We start from the raw sequence: 18,277 nt of genomic DNA, 5'->3' as shown, positions 1-18,277 counted from the left end.
ATTTCAAAAAAGATCAGGTTTAAAACCTGATCTTTTTAACTACTTAGAATTTCGTGTACGACTATTTTATTAGTGTCTACGCAAAAACGCACATTACAACCGCCAAACAACATGCCATATATACGTTCAACATCATGCTGATAAGCAGGACGTGGATCTAAACTCAATACTTGTTCCAGTTCTGCTGTTAATTGTTCGGTTAAATTGCCATTATTCAAAAATACCTGTTTTTGTTGCTCAGCGTGCTCTGACCAAATCACAGATTTTCTTTCTGGCTCATCCTGCGCATAACCGCTTTGCGCATCCATAACTGCATCTGAATATTGAATATAGGGTTTGATATCTAAAATTGGTGTTCCATCCAACAAATCACTACCGACAACATAGACACGTACCGATTTTCCGACTTTTTTCACCCCTTTGAGCTGCACAACCGACAAGCCCATAGGTGACGGTCGGTACATACTTCGTGTCGCAAATACCCCGATTTTTTGATTACCACCTAAACGCGGAGGACGAACTTGCGGACGAAATTTTGTCGAATCTGCATTTTTATTTTCATGAAACTGCCAAATCAGCCAAAGATGACTAAAATCATCAATCCCTTCGAAAGCCAATAAATCGTTATAAGGTTCCACCATTTCAATATAAGATTCGACTTGCACCAAATTCGGCTGACGTGGAATACCAAATTTTTCTCGGTAGGGAGATTTCATATACCCGATAATTGGCATTTTAAGCTCAGACATAATCACTTTTTCTGATAAGTTCAATTAAATATATTCAGTTTATCGAGAATGATTTTAGATTAGAATAGTAAGCTGTTCTAATTTGATAATTTTATTGAGACCTTTAATGGCTGCTTTTAACGTCGAAAAGATTACTCACGTCCACCATTGGAATGACACTTTATTCTCTTTTAAAACCACTCGCGATACTGCGTTACGTTTTAAAAACGGTCAATTTGTGATGATCGGCCTTGAAGTAAATGGTAAGCCTTTAATGCGCGCTTATTCTATTGCAAGCGCAAACTATGAAGAAGAATTAGAGTTTTTCTCTATTAAAGTTCCAGATGGTCCTTTAACGTCTATTTTACAAAAAGTAAAAGTTGGCGATGAAATTTTAGTATCTAAAAAACCTACAGGTACGTTGGTTCTAGATGACTTAAACCCTGGTAAAAACTTATACCTACTTTCTTCAGGTACAGGTCTTGCACCGTTCCTTTCTGTAATTCGTGACCCTGAAACTTACGAACGTTTTGAAAAAATCATCGTTGTACATGGTACACGTTTCATTTCGGAATTGGCTTATCAAGATTTAATCTTAGATGAAATTCCTAACCACGAATTCTTTGGTGAATTAGGCGCGAAAGAAAAATTGGTTTACTACCCTACGGTAACTCGTGAAGAATTCCATACTCAGGGCCGTGTAACTACTGCCATTGAATCTGGTCAACTTTTCGAAAAAATTGGTCTTCCACGTTTCAACCCTGAAACTGACCGCGCAATGCTTTGCGGTTCACCTGCATTCCTAGACGACGTTGCTGCCCTGCTTGACCAGCACGGCCTGAAAGAATCTCCTAAGATGGGCGTTCTAGGCGACTACGTGATCGAACGTGCATTCGTTGAAAAATAATTAGCTGTAAATTAAAAAGCGCATCTCATCATGCGCTTTTTTTTTATCTATATGCCACTAATGACTGATACAGCTATTTTTCTTCTTTTACCTTCAATTCATCAATAATTTTTGCTCTCCACTCTAAACCTTTCTCAGTAGCATCAGGTAATTCATTCGATAAATTAATTTCCACACTGTCATCTGGATATATATGTACAGCTAAATATTTTTTATCTTTTAAATTTTCATTCGTCAATGTGGGGACATTGGTTGCAATATGCTTTTTAGAGCTATTACCTTCTCCCCATTTAATATATTGAGCTCCTGTTATCACTGCTGATCTTTTCGTTCCACTACCTAGCCCTCCACCTAGCTCCTCTCCATTTAATTCAACAATATAAGGAATATAACTTGCATCATAACCATAAGATGTTGTCGTCAACACATAAGTTTTTGTTGAATGAGTATTACACCCTATTAAACTCATTGCTGAAAGCATAATAAACATTAAATTCGTTTTTAAAACTTTCATCATTATCCTTTAAAAAATATTGGGTTTTAATTTATTTAATTAAAAATAATAATCAAAGAAAATTAAAAATATTATCCATTAGAAACGAATAACCAAAAGGAAATTTTATCCTATTTATCACCATCAAGCTGCCAGTACACATACCCATCCATTCCAACATACCTCGAATGGCATCTACTTATTCAGTCAGATACCAAATCGTAAGACCCCAAGGGTTATCTTTAATCTCAGGCATATCTTCTCCTTGATTAAAATGGCGTTTTTCCATGTTATTCGCAGGACTATACCATTCACCTGTTTTAGGGCAAATTTAACCAAATCTTTTGGATAAATCATATGTGTTATTTCGCTATCATTTATCAACACACATCAGACAACACAAATCATTTCAGCTTCGATCAGTAAACTTGCCCCCTTCATTTGCGACTCTTTCAATCAAGTACCAATCTGTTTTCTCATAATATGTTTCATAAGTTTCTGGATCTATTGTAGTGGGAATTACACTACCAAAACCTCTATCATCTTCATTACTATGAGCCATAAATTCTATTCGGTTCGGCACAAATTCGGAAATATATAAATCTGTTATCGCAACTTTTTCATTCGATTTTACTTTAATACTTTGATTTATACGATAAATGGGATATGACACAGGAATATTAATTTTTGAAATATCAAATATTTCATCAACAATACTTTCTTGATTCCAATACGTTGGATAGGTATTTTCAATAATGAATGCCTCGGCCTTAGCCTTTGTATAAAAATCCCAACATTCTTTCACATTTTCATGAGGTAGTTCATCCATCCATTTTTTTGAAAACTCACTCATACCTTTGTCATTCGATCGAATCTCTGATGCGCAATCTAAATATGTTAGATCGCCTTCTTTTATTCTTATATAAGCAAAATCTAAAGTATCCATGGTTTTTCTTAAAAGCGGTAAAACCGTCCCTCCCCAATTGATGTCAACTTGCTCTGGCATTGGAAAATCCAGATAATTATAGGGTAGATTTCTCATATAAACGACAAACAGCAATTCCAAACGATCTAAAAAAGATTGATAGTTATTTCTCATGCTATAAAAAAATTCTTTAGAACTAAAATGTTCTAATAAATATAAAAATTTAGGATCGATTTTAAAATTCATATTCAGCCTAAAATTAATGCCCCGAAGGGCATGTTTTATTTATTCCTCACCATTAAAATACCAGTACACTTCACCCCAATCTGTTTCAGAAAGTGTTGGTAACATTTCACCTCTTAACACATGAACGCGTGAATCTTCTTGTGCAGGGGTTGTCCAATAGCCCGTTTTTGGGGATTTTTCGCCAGCTTTGACTTTTATTACAGTTAGATTCTCTTGGGTTACTTCAGATTAAGTATTATTTTTACGAGCCCATGCAACTATATCTTTAGGATAAAACAAATGTTTATGTAAAGAACTTTCATCCAAATCTAGTAAATAAACAAGAGCTGCTGCTTCAAAAGCCCAGTAACCAACATATGAATAATTATCTAAATTTAAATGACTATTGTACCAAAGTGTATTTTTATGCATTTGATACCAATCAGCCAAATATTCATCCAACAGTTCAATCGCATGATTTTTGTTATTTTTAATTATTACATTATCAATCACATCGCATAATATTGAAAAATTATAACTATATATCCCATCTCTTTCAGTATCTGGATGATTAGAATCCGTTAGTTTTAAAAACTTATTAATCACTTCATCTTCACTAAAAGTTCCTCCATCCTCGCCATTGATTAATTGTTTAATTGTTTAATTGTTTAATTGTAGATAATAAATTATTTTTATTTAGCAATACTGCTAAGCTAATTGTACTTAATGTAATAAAACCACCTTCACCACCAATAACAACTGGCTTTTTACTTGCTTTAAAAACTCCTAATGCTTCTGCTTGTTTTTCATAACCTTCTATTACTTTTTCAAATAATGGAGATATTTCTTCTATTGGCTTTCCTGCAGTATAATGAAGATATAATAAAGAATGATAGATCCATGTAATAGATTGCCATCTTGAAGCTTCTCCACAATTATATTGATCATCTTCAAATGCATCACTTTCTAAATATAAGGGTATTCCTTCTTCATTGTATTCTTTAGTCTTTAAATAATAATCTTCAGTTAAAAAAATCTGTCTTTTATATTTATCGAAATTCATATTAATCCTAAAATTAATGCCCCGAAGGGCATGTTTTATTTATTCCTCACCATTAAAATACCAGTACACTTCACCCCAATCTGTTCCAGAAAGTGTTGGTAAGATTTCACCTCTTAACACATGAACGCGTGAATCCACTTGTACTGGGGTTGTCCAATAGCCCGTTTTTGGGGATTTTTCGCCAGCTTTGACTTTTATTACAGTTAGATTCTCTTGGGTTACTTCAGATTGAGTATTATTTTTACGAGCCCATGCAACTATATCTTTAGGATAGAATAAATGCTTGTGTAGAGGAGTGTCATCCAAATCTAGTAAATAAACAAGAGCTGCTGCTTCAAAAGACCAATAACCACAATATTTTAGTTCTTCTGCAGGCTCTAGATGACTATTAAACCAAAGTGCATTTTTATTCATTTGATACCAATCAGCTAAGTATTCATCTAAATATTTAACAGCAGTTTCTTTATTATTTTTAACTAGCACATTATCAATCACATCACATAATTTTGAATAACCTAATGCAAATAAATTTCCTTCGTTAAATGTTGGATGTGAAGGATCATTAAGTTTAAAAAATTTATTAATAACCTCATCTTCACACGTATGACTTTCACCCTCACCATTGACTAATGAATGTATACGATCAAACAAATCATTTCGATTAAATAAAAAAGCCAGACCAAGTATATTTAACGTTTCATTTTGAGTTGGAATGACAGAAGGTTTTTTTGACTTATGGAAGATAGCTAAGGCTTCAGATTGTTTTTCAAAGCCTTCTATAAATTTTTCAAATAAGGGTATAACTTCCCCTATAGATTTTCCTGCTGTGTATACAAGGTAAAGTAGAAAAGAATAATCATGTGTTATTAAATTCCATCTTCTTTTTTCGCCGCAATTATACTCATCATCCTCAAATGCATCACTTTCTTTCTAAAAATCAACGTCTTCTATATAAAAATCATAGGCACTTTTATAATAGTCTTCAGTTAGAAAAATCTGTCTTTTATATTTATCGAAACTCATATTAATCCTAAAATTAATGCCACGAAGGGTATGTTTTATTTATTCTTCACAATCAAACTGCCAGTACACATCCCCACCCATTCCAAAATGCCCCGAATGGCATCTATTTATTCAGTTAGATACCAAATCGTTAATCCCCAAGGGTTATCTTTAATCTCAGGCATATCTTCTCCTTGATTAAAATGACGTTTTTCCATGTTATTCGCAGGACTATACCATTCACCTGTTTTAAGGCAAATTTGACCTGCTTCGCATTTTAATGTTTTTGTACTTGGATTACTTATATCCTTCTCGCAAGGTACAAATTCTCGGGCAAATTTAACCAAATCTTTTGGATAAATCATATGTGTTATTTCACTATCATCTAAATCTAGCAAATAAACGTAAGCAGCAGCTTCTATAGCCCAATAGCCAAAATAACCTCCATTTTCCATTTTATGTAAGTCATACCATGGAGCACTTTCAAATGCGGGATACCATAATTTCAAATATTCCTGTATATCCCGAATACTCTCTTGTTTAGTATCTCTATATTTACTAAAAATTAATGGGCGATATGGATTATCAAAAAACCATTGATCCACATCATATCTATCTGCCAACTCAAATGATAAAAAGTCCTCATACAGTGTATCTAATTGGTCTGTTTGCTCATGGTAAATTTTGTCCTGCATCGCTGCAATACGAGGTAATAAGTCCCTTCTGTGTAATAGATAACACAGTCCTATCAACTGCATACATCTTTCGTACTCATCTATAGCTGTAAAATAAAATGGTGCCCAATCTTCATCCTCCTCGTCTTTGCGCAAGGCTATTGTATATTCTTCATATTTCGTAATTACATCTTCTAATTGAATTCTAAGTGTAGAAATATCAAACCCAGCAGTAAAATTTAGACTTAATAAATCATAAGAATGTAGTGATAAGTAATAATCTAATCTTCTTATATCAGATGGACTGTCTTCATATATTTTTTTACTTTCTAAAATTTCAATGGGTAATTCTTTTAAAAATATATTTACTCTATTGTAAACTTCATCTGTTAAAAATAATTGTCTTTTCTTTTTATCAAAAATCATTCTTATTCCAAAAATAATGCCCCGAAGGGCATAAATCATTCTTCACCATCAAACTGCCAGTACACATCACCCCAATCACTTTCAAAATCAGGGAATATATCACCTTGTTTAAAATATTGACGTGAGTTTTCTTTAGCAAAAGTATACCAATATCCTGCGTGAGGACATGGGCTACCGGCAATAACAATATCTATTCTTTCTGGTTCTTGAACTTCAACTTTCACTCGTTTTAATTCAGGCCAAGTGCTGTCTTCATCAAATCGTGCAATCCATTGCTTTGAACTTACGGCATCAAAACGTGGATTTGGATCATCTGACCACGCATCTAAAGTGGTCAGTTTTAAGTTATCACAACGTATCGGTTTAATTAGTTCATTTGCCATCACCAATAAATCAGGAACACCTTCTTCAACTGGATAAAGTGAAAGCTCTCCCAAACGTATCCATAAGCTGTATTTTGTTGAATCTTCTAGGTCTATAATTTTAGTAATTTCAATTCGTGGATCATCCAGTTTTTCACGAATTTGTTCTTCACTCAAGCCTAGTTTCTCTAGCCAGTAGGGAGAAAGTAAAAAGCACCATGTTGGGGTACGAATACCGCCACCTAAACCATCCCGATCTTCTGCAATAAACATATTTTCATGAGAAAACTCCATACCAGGATGATCAATATCGAGCCCGTAAAAATAATCCGTGAAAGTCCGTTCAACTGTTTCAAATTCAGGAGAAACAAATGCAAATTGACTTGTGTTTCCAATTTCATATCCACTATATGCTTGAATTGGGTTAAGCATTTCTAGACATTTTTGAACAAATGAGTACCAAATATCTTTATTGGATCTATACCATTGATCACCAAAAGTTAATTTTAGACTAGAATAGCGCTCACTAGAGTCTCTAATCTTTGCACTTAAAGCCCAACGTGGACTTTGATCTTGAGATTGTGCAGATGTTGCACCTAAATAGTAAATGAAATATTTTTTATAAATTTTTGCCATTTCAGCTGATATTTCTTCACGACTTCTAATCCATGAAATTGCCTTTTTCCAAACTTCAGTATCACATCGAAATCTTAAATGAAATGGCTTATCAATTATTTCGAATTCAAATTTCTCATAAATATCAATTACTTTTATCAAAAATTCTTGCGCATTTGTTTTTTTTTGATCAATATAAAATGTAATATAAGGGCAAACTCCGAACTCTTTTTTTTCTTCCCCATAAATTATTGATGTATCAAGAGGAATATCTCGAACTAATTCTTCTATTTCCTCATCATTTAAATAAACTTGTGCTGTGCTCATAAAATATTCTTTTAATTAATACTTCTTTTTTTAGAGATCCAATATTATCAAGTCCCGAAGGCATAAATTACTCTTCACCATCAAACTGCCAATACACATCGCCCCAATCACTTTCAAAATCAGGAAAAACATCTCCCAAGTTAAAGTATTGACGTGAGTTCACTTTAGCAACTGTAAACCAATAACCCTGTTGAGGACATTTTTCCCCAGCTTTAATTGAAAATTTATTATGATTTTCAAGAAAATTTATTACTGAAGTTTTGAGCTTGAATTTGTGATAAAATTCAACCAAATCTTTAGGGTAATATAAGTATTCATGTAAGACAGTATCATTCTCTATCTCTAACAGAATAACAGCGCACGCTGCTTCAAAAGCCCAGTATCCATAATAGCCACCTTCTGATTTATGAGTATCATGCCAAGGCGCACCTGATAAATCTTTGTACCAATTCTTTAAAAACTTACGGACAAAAGCTAAAGAAATTTCATTATCTTGATTTGAAAAGGCTTCACATAATAATAAGTAAGGTTTTGGTACTAATACTGTTGAACAATCATATCTATTTTCATCTGAAAAAGATAAATACTCTTCAATTAGCCAATCTTGAGCAACATTTTCTCTCATTTCTCCGTCAATTAATTTCGCAACTCTAGGTAGCAAATCCTTTCGGTGGAGTAAATAACACAAACTGATTAACCAAATACATGGACAATAGCCATCAATAGTAAATAATTCAAAAACTGGTAAGTTTATATTTTTATGATAACTTTTTAATTTACTTCCATATTGCTCATAATAGTCAATAACTATTTCAATTTGGCTTCTAATAAAAGGTAAACTATTGCCAGCTGTATATTCCAATATAAGCAGATTTAAATAGTCCTCTGCTACGATAGCATAAGAGTATACCCATCTTTCTTCTATTGAATCACCAACACCTGTAGGATTTACTTTAAAAGTTTCAATAGTGTTCAGAGTTTCCGCCTTTAATGTTTCATACATTTGAGGTGTAAGAAATTGTTGTCTTTTTATATTAACTAAATCCATTTTATGCCCAAAAACTGCCCCGAAGGGCATATTTTCACTTATTCTTCACCGTCAAACTGCCAATATACATCCCCCCAATCACTTTCAAAATCAGGGAATATTTCCCCTTGTTTAAAGTATTTACGAGTGTTTTCCTTGGCTACACTGAACCAATAACCTGATTGAGGACATTTTTTACCTGCTTGAATTGATACTTTTTGATATTTAGTTAGGAGGTCAATTTCAGCACTACTAGGTTTAAATGTACGATAGAACTCTATTAAGTCTTTAGGATAATAGAGGTATTCATGAAATTCTTTATCATTTTCTATTTCTAATAGAATAACAGCACAAGCTGCTTCAAAAGCCCAATATCCATAATATCCACCCTCTGATTTATGGGTATCATGCCATGGAGCTCCAGATAAATCTTTATACCATTTTTTTAAAAATTTGTTTAAATGCTTGAATGAAACTTTATTATCTTGGGTCACAAATGCATTGGATAACTCAAAATAAGGATTTGAAAAAAGGACATCTGAACAATCAAAACGGTTATCGTCATTAAAAGCCAAAAATTCCTCTACAATCCAATCTTTCCCTCCATTTTCTTGATCCTCTCCATCAACAAGGTTAGCTACCAACGGTAGTAAATCAGTTCTTTTTAATAAATAACAAAGGCTGATAATCCATATATATACACAATAGTCATCTAAAATTTCGATGTCAAAAACACTAAAATTATTATTTTTATAATAGGCTCTTTGTTTTAAAGAGAGTTCCTTGAATAATTCAATTACTTTATCAAATTCTAAGCGTAAATACTCAATCGGTTTACCAGCAGTATAGTCCAAAATAAGCAAATCAAACTGATATCTAGACGCTATCGAATAAGAGTCTATCCATCCTGCTTCGATATCATCATCATCATTTGATTCACTTAAAAAACTTTCTATGGCGCTGACAAGCTCACTCCTTGTAGATTGATAGTAACTTTCATCTAAAAATTGTTGTCTACGATTAAACTTAAATTCCATCATAAATAAATTTCCAATTATTTATTATTAACAACGATACTAATGTCTTTATCAGTCCAAACCTTTGTAGCTGTATGAATAGAATGTTCTTTATCAGTTACTGTTTGTTTAGATAAGAATTTAATTAATGCAACAGCATGTTCTACTACCTGCAATCCACTAAAAAAAATAACATATCTTTCATATCTTCTTTTTTTCAATATTATTGGAGCTAGCTTAATTCCTACTGATTTAACAAGACGATTTGTTATCCAATGATGGCTCATTTGAACTACTTTTCCACTAGAATCTCTATATTTTTCGCCACCTAAAGTTAGATTACGATTAGTTGAACTAGTGTTAGTACGGTTTCTAGAAGTTCTGCCAGATCTTTGTTGTTGTTGAGGTATTGATTTATCAATACCATTTTTATCATTAGCATCACCTAATAAATCTCTAAGTGAAGCAGCAGGATTTTGGCTACATTTAGCCTCAATAATTGCATATGGTTTTGCGTCATTATTATTTTTCTTCCAAACTCCATCTATACCACGCCCTCTACTTTTAATAGAAAATAGATTTACCATTTCCCCATTATCATTCAATTTATGAGAGTTTTTCGTTCCTATCTTATCATGTGTTGAAGTTCCCCAGCCTTTAATTTCTTGGCAATAGTAATCTGCCATATGCTCACCTAGAATACCTTTAAATTTATTAGATAAATTAGTTATAGCTGTTTGGCCTATTGACGAATTATTGGTACTGTTAGATTTGCCCTGATTTGTATTGTTTGCTTTTTGTCCACCATTTGCTGGAGAATTTGGCTTATTTGTTTGGTTCTTAGAATTTTTATTTGCATCTGCTGAAGTTTTTCTACTTTTTATTAGCCAGCCATCAACTTCCTTTTTAAATTCTTGTAATTGTTTACCTAAATTTTTTCGAATCTGATCAACATTTTTACGAGCTTCAGGGCTTAGCTGATTTAATACTTTAGGGTTTGTCAGTATCTTATCCAAATTTTTTTGTAATGCATTTAGATCTAGACACTTACGTATCAATTGCTCAGGATCACCTTTCCCTAGTTTTCGGATACCATCTAAAATACTATCCATTGGTAAAGCGCCTTTTTTGACACTTTTTAATGACATTTTGACAGCATCCCCACCACCTGGAACTAAGCCAATTAATGCTGTAATAAGATCAAACCATCCAGCAGGGCTAGCTGGATTTGCAGATAAAATGATAATCGCTTTAATAATATCTCTCGCGTCTACCAATTGACCTAAAACAGGTACACACCCAATTACCGTCTCCGCTAAAATTGCCCAACCACCAGTACTTTCACCTTTAAAGAAAGTCATAGTGTCTTTTTTTAAACTTTGTAGCCATCCACCGGGAACAGAATCTACAGAACGTTTATATTTAGCGACAGAGCCCATTATTTCGCTCCATTCTGTAAGTTATTTGTAAGTTTTTGATATGCTTCTTCATCTAATAGTGACCAAATATCATCGTCAATAGTGTCTGTATCTTCAATTTCTGCATCTAGGTCATCGGGAATGTCTTTTTTAAACTCTGACGGATCTTCCCCATAATAAATTTCAGATTTTCCTTTAGGTACATTTTCTAATTTAGCGTACCCTTTATCATCTAAAGTACCTTCTCTGTAACTTCCATCTTCAAAAAAGACTTTAAAAGGAGCCCCTTTAACTGGTGATAAATCATCATAATGGTAGTTCAATTCCATCCAATTTTGCATTTCACCTAATAATGGTAAAGTAATATTTTTTGGTTGAGCCGTACTTCCACCTGTAAATAAATGCTGCCCGGCCTTAACCTCAAACTTTCCACCCGTGGTAGGGAATATGCCAGAACCATTAATCTTGAGCTGTGATCCGCCTCCAGTCAGGATTATTTCTTTAGGACTGGTGATATAAACTACATCTTCCGTGGAAATAATTTGAATACCTTTTCGGGCAATCAGATCTGCCCCATCTCCTTGGGCTTGGATTTCAACTTTGCCTTTGCCTGCATAAGCTCGTAAGCCTTCTTGTGCTGCAAATAGACTGATCTTGCTTTGTGCATGGGCAATTAAGGATTTTTGACTGCTGAGGTTGATGCTATCCCCTGCACTTTGGCTGATCTGTCCATCTGCTGAAAGATGAACATCTTCCTGACTACTTACAGCAATTGAGTTTGGTGCAGATAAAATCATTAAGGCTTGTTTAAAGGCATCCGCCTTTTCTTTACTGCCTTTTTCGATTTGCCGAAGGAAGTTTTTTAAATTATCCAAGACTTCAAGTGGGTCAGTTTGTTGATTTTTCGCCACTTCACTTAAGGCTTTACTGCTGTTTAAGTTGGCTTCGATTTGTTCTTTCGCCGCTTGTGCGTCGAGGTGCATTGCCGCTGCTTGTTGTTGTGGGTGTGTGCTGACAAGTAGCCCCTGTCCTGCACGTACTGCGCCCCATTGGTCGGTTCTCAGTTCAAAGCCTTCACCTCGCCCTGCACTTTCTGCGGTTTCTTTGGGATGACTAAGGTTACCGAGGTTAAGCTGAGTGGCACCATGGGTACTTTGTAATTGTGTTGATATTTGTCCAGTCGTGTCATCAAAGCGCAGTTGTCCAAAGCCTTCCCCTTGGACTTCCTTACTTTTTATTCCAGCTAGTTTTTTGGTGTCTGGCAGTTTACCTTTACTATCAAATTGGGTCGGACTGCGCTGTGCTTCATGTATGCGCCCCACCACAAATGGTCGGTCGATATTGCCGTCAAAGAAATCGATGACCACGATTTCATTAATACGTGGTAAGAAACGTGCACCATAGCCTTCGCCTGCCCATGGGGTAAGCACATCTACCCATGCAGAATCCGTATCATTGTCATTACTGCCTGCACCGCCATCATGGCTGTGGTCATCTCCACGGGTAAATAAGAAACGAACTTTGATTCGTCCCCATTCATCGACATGTATTTCTTCACCACTTGGCCCGACAACTTTAGCCCGTTGCGGATGGGTGCTTGGACGGTGTTCGAGTGGGTTATATTCAGGAACCGTCGCAATATTGCGGCGTTGTAATGTGAGCTGATTAGCCTGACGCTCGGCCTGTTCATGGATGGGTTTAATGTTCCACTGACTTTGTTCAATCAGTTGATTGACTTGTTCAGAGAGGTCTTTAGGTAAGTTATTTTGGTTATAGAATTTTTTTTCTGTGATTAAAAATTGTTTGTCTGCACCACTGTGTTGATCGATTTCTGGGTGTTCATTCAATTCAAACCAATAACCCACTTGGGTATCACGCACGGTCGATTGTGCATTGAATTTTTTCGATTGTAGCTCGTGATAGCGCGTTAGGTTTTGATTCAATTTTTCAATCTGGCTGTTAGATGAAGCCGTAGCTTGGTCTTCGCCTTTTAAGTCTTGCATCCATGCAGGGCTGACATGCCATGCTTGCTCTAGACTTAAGCTGGCATTGTCTTGGCTTTGGCTATGCTGATGTTTGCTTTGAACTGAACCTGCGCCTTCTTCTTGGCTCAGTCCATCGGCTTGCCAGCGCTGCACATGGACCGCAGTCGGTTGAATGCTACGTTCACCGATCAAGCTGGTGATGCTGTCTTGTTTTTCTGTGGCACTAGAGCGATGAAAGCGGATACTACGACGGCTGAGTGCTTGATATTGGCTATTGTCATCAATCAGGCGGAGTTTTTGTTTTTCAATTGGCGCTGAGGAATGCGGCACTTTCAGCTGCGCTTCATCGATGAGCCAGTTGATGCCTTCATTGCGCCAAAGTCGCGTTAAAAAGTCATAATCGCTTTCATTCGACTGCATGATGAAAGGTCGTACATCATAGTTTTGGCTTAAACCGCTTAGATCAAGCATTAGACTGGATGCAAAGAGCGGACTTTTGCTTTGCCATTCTTTAAAGAGAGTTTCACTGACATCACGCACCGATTTGTTCATAAACACACGGCTGTTGCGGCGCTTATGCCACAGCGATGTTGCATCTTCTAAAGTGAGTTTATACAGCGTGAGTGAACCGTCACTCTGCCCTTGAGCCGCCTCTGTAATAATACCCGTAGTACGGAAGAGTTCGCCCTGATCAGTCACTTGATCAACGGCAACTTGTGCGCCAATAAATTGTTTTAGTGGAATAAGTGCATTAGTAGATAGGCAAATCAAAGTCGCTTGCACGCCTTGGTTTAAGACATGCTCCCCATCAATACGTTGAATAAAAAGCTCATCATTCAACGCAGGGTTGGAAAATTGCACATGAATGGCACGTTTTTGGGCGGATAGACCCAATTGTTCTAATACAGCAAATATTTTGCCTAACATAATAAAAATTCTAAATTGTAATCATGGAAATAATTTTGCTGCTAGTTTAGTCAAATTCATCAATAAACTTAATGCTTAAAACCATAGAAGATGTTTCGTTATGTAAAATCCACGATTCAAAAATTCACTTAAAACTAAAAAGCTGAGAACCCACTCACTAAATACTTCTTGCATATAAAATATTCACCAAATGGTCTTAGACCATGCACTTGCATCCAACAAGCAACGTCATTCACACAAGTGTAAAAATAGTTTATCGTCTAATTAGCACCGAGCTTAATGATTAATTTTTTAATATTATCTTTAAAAATAGTAGATTAATTTAAACTCAAGTCAGATTAAAAAACACACAACCCTTTCTTTCCTGTCTTGTAATTCACCTAAGATCCCCTATAATTCAAAAAAACAGACAAGTCTGTCTATTTTGCTGCAAAAACCGAATGAATTTAGCATTCAGAGGGTAAAAATATAAATGAGAGAAAACGTATAAAACGTTCGAAAATCAAATCATTGACTTAAGCTAACAAAGTGAATGATTTGAACGCACAATTGTCAGCAAAGCGCGATTACCCCAAATAATCGCGCTTTTTATTTTCTTAGAATCTTAAAGTATTTGAAAAAAATTGATGGTTAATCAATACAAATAAGTCGTCGCTAGATTTAAAACCTAGATGCCTACAAACAAATTTAAGCGGTCAATTCCAAACGAATTAAGGTTTCAACTCGCTTCCAATAATCTGCTAAATGCACTTGGTTGGAGTCAATTTGGGCTTGGATGGTCATGCCATCCAAAATACTACTCAGAAATGCAGCTAGTTGTTCAGTTTGCTGAATGCCCAGATTTTGTAAGGCAGTACTTAGTTTTGATTTAAGCCACTCTTTATAGTCAATCGCAGGTTGCAATGAAGACGGATAAACTTTAGATATTTCTTCTACTGCTTTTTGAAACATACAACCATTGAAATCTGCAGTACGAAACCAAGCATCGTACCAAGCAAAAATGGTTTTAATATGCGAAAGATGGTCTTCTGGATCACATTTTGCAATAGTAGCTTCAAGTGATTCCTGTAAATTAAGATTTCGAATCACGAGACATTCTTCAATTAATTTGGCTTTAGAGGGGAAATATTTATAAAACGTCATTTTAGCAACGCCCGATTCCCCAATAATTCGATCTATACCAATCGAGTTATAGCTATAAGAATTGAAGAGTTGGAGCGCAACGTTAATGATGTCTTGCTTTTTCGACATTTAATTTACCTGATGCACCAATGGGGCCTAAACATAAAGCTTTCAAGGTAGAAAACCTAATTTTTAAACATGATTTTCGCGCGCTATTGTAAAGCATAACTTAATTGGAGTCTGTAGATAAAACCTCAGCACCCTATTAAATACAGTCTGATTTCAGATGATTTATCGAATTAGCAGTCAGGAAAATTTCGTATAAAACTGACTGCTATTTTAATTTCAACTAGCGATTTAACGACTATTCATCTGCGTTAAAAACATGGATAAAATGAATGCCATTAACGGTGGATTTAAGAGTAAGTATTTTAAGAGCAAGGGGTACTCAGAATATCTTTTTGCTTACGCTCTTGCAGTGCTTTTCGAATCACCTGATAACCACCCGTTAAACCTAAGATCGCCATGATTGCGGCCACGATCAAATCTGGCCATAGACTGCCTGTACCAAACACCCCGACGGCCGCCAAGATCACTGCGACATTACCAATCGCATCATTACGGCTACATAGCCAAACGGATTGCATATTGGAGTCACCTTCACGGAAGGCATATAAGACGTATGCACAGATGACATTAGCGACTAAGGCCAGAATACCAATCACACCCATGGTGATTGGTTCAGGAGCGATCCCATTGGCATAGGCATAGAGCACTTTGGCAATCACCACGATCCCAAACGCTGCCATGACAAAACCTTTCACCAAGGCAACTGTTGCACGCCAATATAAACTGGCGCCAAGCACGGCTAATGAAACCCCATAATTTACAGCATCACCAAAGAAATCCAGCGAGTCCGCCCAAAGCGCAGAAGAATGTGCATAAGCCCCACCAATCAGCTCCACCAAAAACATCATGGCGTTAATGATTAAGGCAATCCAAAGTGCGATACGAAATTTACTGTTGGGTTTGTTTGGTGCTGGCTCATGACTACATGTACATGCCATAAATGTGCTCCAATTTTAAAATCAATGGATTTGTATTACTCTTATTCAAAACTATGGACTCACTCCAAGGTCAAGCATGAACGTACAAAAACATTATTTGATTAAAGAATTGTCCACCAAATCTGGGGTAAGCATTGACAGTATTCGCTTTTATGAAAAGAAAAAACTGCTGAAACCTAGCTTCCGCGCAGACAACAATTATCGCTATTATGATGAAGAAATGTACAAACGTTTGGTTTTTATTAAGCGCTGTCGAAACCTCGATATTTCTCTCACCGAGATTCAAACCCTGCTTGAACTTGAGCAATCCCCTACGCAAAGCTGTCATGCTGTGAATGAATTAATTGACAATCACATTCGTCAAGTTTCTGAAAAAATTAAAGAATTAGAAAATTTTAAAATACAGTTAAGTAAGCTCCGTGCCAGTTGTAATGAAACCAGTCAAATTAATGATTGCCAAATTTTAAAACATTTGGAAAACGGAATATCTTGAAAACCCAACTAAAATACTTGGTTGAATCCTTTTTTTAGATCACTACAATAAAGCCATAAATTTTTTATGCCTTTATTGACATGACGATTCAACACGTAACCGAACTCCTCTCACCTGCTGGCTCATTAAAAAATATGCGCTACGCTTTTGCTTATGGCGCAGATGCCGTGTATGCAGGTCAGCCGCGATATAGCTTACGTGTGCGCAATAATGCTTTCGACCATGACAATTTAAAAATTGGCATTGAAGAAGCCCATGCTTTAGGTAAAAAGTTTTATGTGGTGGTAAACATCCAACCGCATAACTCAAAACTGAAAAATTTCATCCGTGACCTTGAACCTGTGGTTGCCATGAATCCTGATGCGCTAATCATGTCTGACCCCGGTCTGATCATGATGGTGCGTGAACATTTTCCAGAAGTGTCCATTCATTTGTCTGTCCAAGCCAATGCGGTGAACTGGGCAACGGTTAAATTTTGGAAAAATATGGGACTGACACGTGTCATTTTGTCACGTGAATTATCAATCGAAGAAATTGAAGAAATTAAACACAATGTACCTGATATGGAAATTGAAGTTTTCGTACATGGTGCATTATGTATGGCTTACTCCGGTCGTTGCTTACTTTCTGGCTATATGAATAAACGTGATGCAAACCAAGGTGCATGTACCAATGCATGCCGATGGGATTATAAAATTCACGATGCAGTTGAAGATGAAACTGGTGATGTTATTCCAGTCACACAAATTAAAGAATCATCATGCTGCAATAATAAAAATGCCGATGAGCAACACGCCCTAGAACAACACCAATTCGGCGAGCCGGTTTTATTACAACGCAATGAAGAAGACATGTTTGCTGCCGAAGAAGATGAGCATGGCACTTATTTCATGAACTCGAAAGACTTGCGTGCTGTACAGCATGTTGACCGTTTAACCAAAATGGGCATTCATTCTTTAAAAATTGAAGGCCGTACCAAGTCTTACTTCTACTGTGCACGTACTGCTCAAATTTATCGTAAAGCCATCGATGATGCCCTTTCTGGTAAACCGTTTGACCCTGCTCTCATGTCTCAGCTTGAAGGCCTTGCGAATCGTGGTTATACCGAAGGTTTTCTACGCCGCCATGTACATAGTGAATATCAAAACTATGAAACCGGCTCTTCACGTTTTGATCATCAACAGTTTGTAGCTGAAGTCTTAGAACGCAATGGTGACTCTCTTAAAATCGAAGTGAAAAACCGTTTTGTTGTAGGTGATTCTTTAGAACTGATGACCACTTCAGGCAACATCACCTTCGTTTTAACTGAAATGAAAGATAAAAAAGGTAATCTAATCGACGATGCCAAAGGTTCAGGTCATATCGTGGATATTCCTGTACCTGCCGATGTGGATATGCGATACGCCTTACTGATTCGTAACTTACCCAATTCGACAGTGGATATTTCGGCTTCAACTTTAGCTTATCAGGCTTGA

The 18,277-nt window shown here is 35.9% G+C and carries 17 protein-coding genes and 1 pseudogene; 3 read left to right on the top strand and 15 right to left on the bottom strand.

Features of this window, described 5'->3' with window-relative positions; genetic code table 11:
* Positions 1 to 35 precede the first annotated feature (35 nt).
* Complete coding sequence (gene tsaA, locus FTT76_RS05240) at positions 36 to 749, bottom strand: tRNA (N6-threonylcarbamoyladenosine(37)-N6)-methyltransferase TrmO (protein ID WP_180005251.1); 714 nt, start codon at positions 747 to 749, stop codon at positions 36 to 38.
* 106 nt (positions 750 to 855) lie between these two features.
* On the opposite strand from tsaA, the gene FTT76_RS05235 reads away from it, so the two are divergent.
* Complete coding sequence (locus tag FTT76_RS05235; protein ID WP_078189109.1) at positions 856 to 1,635, top strand: ferredoxin--NADP reductase; 780 nt, start codon at positions 856 to 858, stop codon at positions 1,633 to 1,635.
* A gap of 73 nt (positions 1,636 to 1,708) precedes the next feature.
* On the opposite strand, the gene FTT76_RS05230 is transcribed toward FTT76_RS05235, so the two are convergent.
* The 14 genes and pseudogenes from FTT76_RS05230 to FTT76_RS05175 all read right to left on the bottom strand — a co-directional run bounded on the left by FTT76_RS05230 (position 1,709) and on the right by FTT76_RS05175 (position 16,309).
* Positions 1,709 to 2,149: a hypothetical protein gene (locus tag FTT76_RS05230; RefSeq protein WP_180027310.1), complete on the bottom strand. Its 441-nt coding sequence runs from the start codon at positions 2,147 to 2,149 to the stop codon at positions 1,709 to 1,711.
* Between the two features lie 178 nt (positions 2,150 to 2,327).
* Positions 2,328 to 2,459: pseudogene (locus tag FTT76_RS17635) on the bottom strand (hypothetical protein); the annotation flags it as partial.
* Between the two features lie 78 nt (positions 2,460 to 2,537).
* Positions 2,538 to 3,299: a hypothetical protein gene (locus tag FTT76_RS05225; RefSeq protein WP_257223244.1), complete on the bottom strand. Its 762-nt coding sequence runs from the start codon at positions 3,297 to 3,299 to the stop codon at positions 2,538 to 2,540.
* Positions 3,300 to 3,527: 228 nt separating this feature from the next.
* Positions 3,528 to 3,884 carry a DUF1911 domain-containing protein gene (locus tag FTT76_RS17630; RefSeq protein WP_257235042.1) on the bottom strand — a complete coding sequence of 119 codons (357 nt, stop codon included), beginning with the start codon at positions 3,882 to 3,884 and terminating at the stop codon, positions 3,528 to 3,530.
* Between the two features lie 46 nt (positions 3,885 to 3,930).
* Positions 3,931 to 4,341: a DUF1910 domain-containing protein gene (locus FTT76_RS17625; RefSeq protein WP_257235041.1), complete on the bottom strand. Its 411-nt coding sequence runs from the start codon at positions 4,339 to 4,341 to the stop codon at positions 3,931 to 3,933.
* A 39-nt stretch (positions 4,342 to 4,380) separates the two neighbouring features.
* On the bottom strand, positions 4,381 to 4,992 hold the full coding sequence (locus FTT76_RS17620) for a DUF1911 domain-containing protein (protein ID WP_257223246.1): 612 nt from the start codon (positions 4,990 to 4,992) through the stop codon (positions 4,381 to 4,383).
* 479 nt (positions 4,993 to 5,471) lie between these two features.
* The gene (locus tag FTT76_RS05210; protein WP_180074081.1) at positions 5,472 to 6,443 is read right to left on the bottom strand and encodes a PoNe immunity protein domain-containing protein; all 972 of its coding nucleotides are present in this window, start codon (positions 6,441 to 6,443) and stop codon (positions 5,472 to 5,474) included.
* 35 nt (positions 6,444 to 6,478) lie between these two features.
* The gene (locus FTT76_RS05205; RefSeq protein WP_180009468.1) at positions 6,479 to 7,747 is read right to left on the bottom strand and encodes a type VI immunity family protein; all 1,269 of its coding nucleotides are present in this window, start codon (positions 7,745 to 7,747) and stop codon (positions 6,479 to 6,481) included.
* Positions 7,748 to 7,814: 67 nt separating this feature from the next.
* Complete coding sequence (locus tag FTT76_RS05200) at positions 7,815 to 8,795, bottom strand: PoNe immunity protein domain-containing protein (protein WP_180009469.1); 981 nt, start codon at positions 8,793 to 8,795, stop codon at positions 7,815 to 7,817.
* A gap of 38 nt (positions 8,796 to 8,833) precedes the next feature.
* A complete protein-coding gene (locus FTT76_RS05195) occupies positions 8,834 to 9,814 on the bottom strand; it encodes a PoNe immunity protein domain-containing protein (RefSeq protein ID WP_180009470.1) in 981 nt (326 codons plus the stop codon).
* A 14-nt stretch (positions 9,815 to 9,828) separates the two neighbouring features.
* Positions 9,829 to 11,229: a hypothetical protein gene (locus FTT76_RS05190; protein WP_180009471.1), complete on the bottom strand. Its 1,401-nt coding sequence runs from the start codon at positions 11,227 to 11,229 to the stop codon at positions 9,829 to 9,831.
* Positions 11,229 to 14,120, bottom strand: coding sequence for a type VI secretion system Vgr family protein (locus tag FTT76_RS05185; protein ID WP_180190133.1), 2,892 nt, complete (start codon positions 14,118 to 14,120; stop codon positions 11,229 to 11,231). The genes FTT76_RS05190 and FTT76_RS05185 overlap by 1 nt, the downstream gene beginning before the upstream one ends.
* Before the next feature lie 687 nt (positions 14,121 to 14,807).
* Positions 14,808 to 15,371 carry a TetR/AcrR family transcriptional regulator gene (locus tag FTT76_RS05180; protein ID WP_180004218.1) on the bottom strand — a complete coding sequence of 188 codons (564 nt, stop codon included), beginning with the start codon at positions 15,369 to 15,371 and terminating at the stop codon, positions 14,808 to 14,810.
* 302 nt (positions 15,372 to 15,673) lie between these two features.
* Positions 15,674 to 16,309: a cation transporter gene (locus tag FTT76_RS05175; RefSeq protein WP_180009473.1), complete on the bottom strand. Its 636-nt coding sequence runs from the start codon at positions 16,307 to 16,309 to the stop codon at positions 15,674 to 15,676.
* Positions 16,310 to 16,385: 76 nt separating this feature from the next.
* Here FTT76_RS05175 and FTT76_RS05170 point away from each other — a divergent pair, with 76 nt between their 5' ends.
* Both FTT76_RS05170 and yegQ read left to right on the top strand, forming a co-directional pair.
* The gene (locus FTT76_RS05170; RefSeq protein WP_168379319.1) at positions 16,386 to 16,802 is read left to right on the top strand and encodes a Cd(II)/Pb(II)-responsive transcriptional regulator; all 417 of its coding nucleotides are present in this window, start codon (positions 16,386 to 16,388) and stop codon (positions 16,800 to 16,802) included.
* 80 nt (positions 16,803 to 16,882) lie between these two features.
* A complete protein-coding gene (yegQ, locus tag FTT76_RS05165; protein WP_180009474.1) occupies positions 16,883 to 18,277 on the top strand; it encodes a tRNA 5-hydroxyuridine modification protein YegQ in 1,395 nt (464 codons plus the stop codon).

Origin of the sequence: Acinetobacter sp. YH01009 (genome assembly GCF_013420765.1) — a bacterium.
GTDB lineage: Bacteria > Pseudomonadota > Gammaproteobacteria > Pseudomonadales > Moraxellaceae > Acinetobacter > Acinetobacter amyesii.
The sequence above is the reverse complement of the archived record's forward strand: the minus strand, read 5'-3'. Positions and strand labels throughout refer to the sequence as shown.

Bases quoted from the DNA above. Each gene is read 5' to 3' on its own strand.
- tsaA (WP_180005251.1), bottom strand. From the start codon at position 749: ATGTCTGAGCTTAAAATGCCAATTATCGGGTATATGAAATCTCCCTAC.
- FTT76_RS05235 (WP_078189109.1), top strand. From the start codon at position 856: ATGGCTGCTTTTAACGTCGAAAAGATTACTCACGTCCACCATTGGAAT.
- FTT76_RS05230 (WP_180027310.1), bottom strand. From the start codon at position 2,149: ATGAAAGTTTTAAAAACGAATTTAATGTTTATTATGCTTTCAGCAATG.
- FTT76_RS05225 (WP_257223244.1), bottom strand. From the start codon at position 3,299: ATGAATTTTAAAATCGATCCTAAATTTTTATATTTATTAGAACATTTT.
- FTT76_RS17625 (WP_257235041.1), bottom strand. From the start codon at position 4,341: ATGAATTTCGATAAATATAAAAGACAGATTTTTTTAACTGAAGATTAT.
- FTT76_RS05210 (WP_180074081.1), bottom strand. From the start codon at position 6,443: ATGATTTTTGATAAAAAGAAAAGACAATTATTTTTAACAGATGAAGTT.
- FTT76_RS05205 (WP_180009468.1), bottom strand. From the start codon at position 7,747: ATGAGCACAGCACAAGTTTATTTAAATGATGAGGAAATAGAAGAATTA.
- FTT76_RS05200 (WP_180009469.1), bottom strand. From the start codon at position 8,795: ATGGATTTAGTTAATATAAAAAGACAACAATTTCTTACACCTCAAATG.
- FTT76_RS05195 (WP_180009470.1), bottom strand. From the start codon at position 9,814: ATGATGGAATTTAAGTTTAATCGTAGACAACAATTTTTAGATGAAAGT.
- FTT76_RS05190 (WP_180009471.1), bottom strand. From the start codon at position 11,229: ATGGGCTCTGTCGCTAAATATAAACGTTCTGTAGATTCTGTTCCCGGT.
- FTT76_RS05185 (WP_180190133.1), bottom strand. From the start codon at position 14,120: ATGTTAGGCAAAATATTTGCTGTATTAGAACAATTGGGTCTATCCGCC.
- FTT76_RS05180 (WP_180004218.1), bottom strand. From the start codon at position 15,371: ATGTCGAAAAAGCAAGACATCATTAACGTTGCGCTCCAACTCTTCAAT.
- FTT76_RS05175 (WP_180009473.1), bottom strand. From the start codon at position 16,309: ATGGCATGTACATGTAGTCATGAGCCAGCACCAAACAAACCCAACAGT.
- FTT76_RS05170 (WP_168379319.1), top strand. From the start codon at position 16,386: ATGAACGTACAAAAACATTATTTGATTAAAGAATTGTCCACCAAATCT.
- yegQ (WP_180009474.1), top strand. From the start codon at position 16,883: ATGACGATTCAACACGTAACCGAACTCCTCTCACCTGCTGGCTCATTA.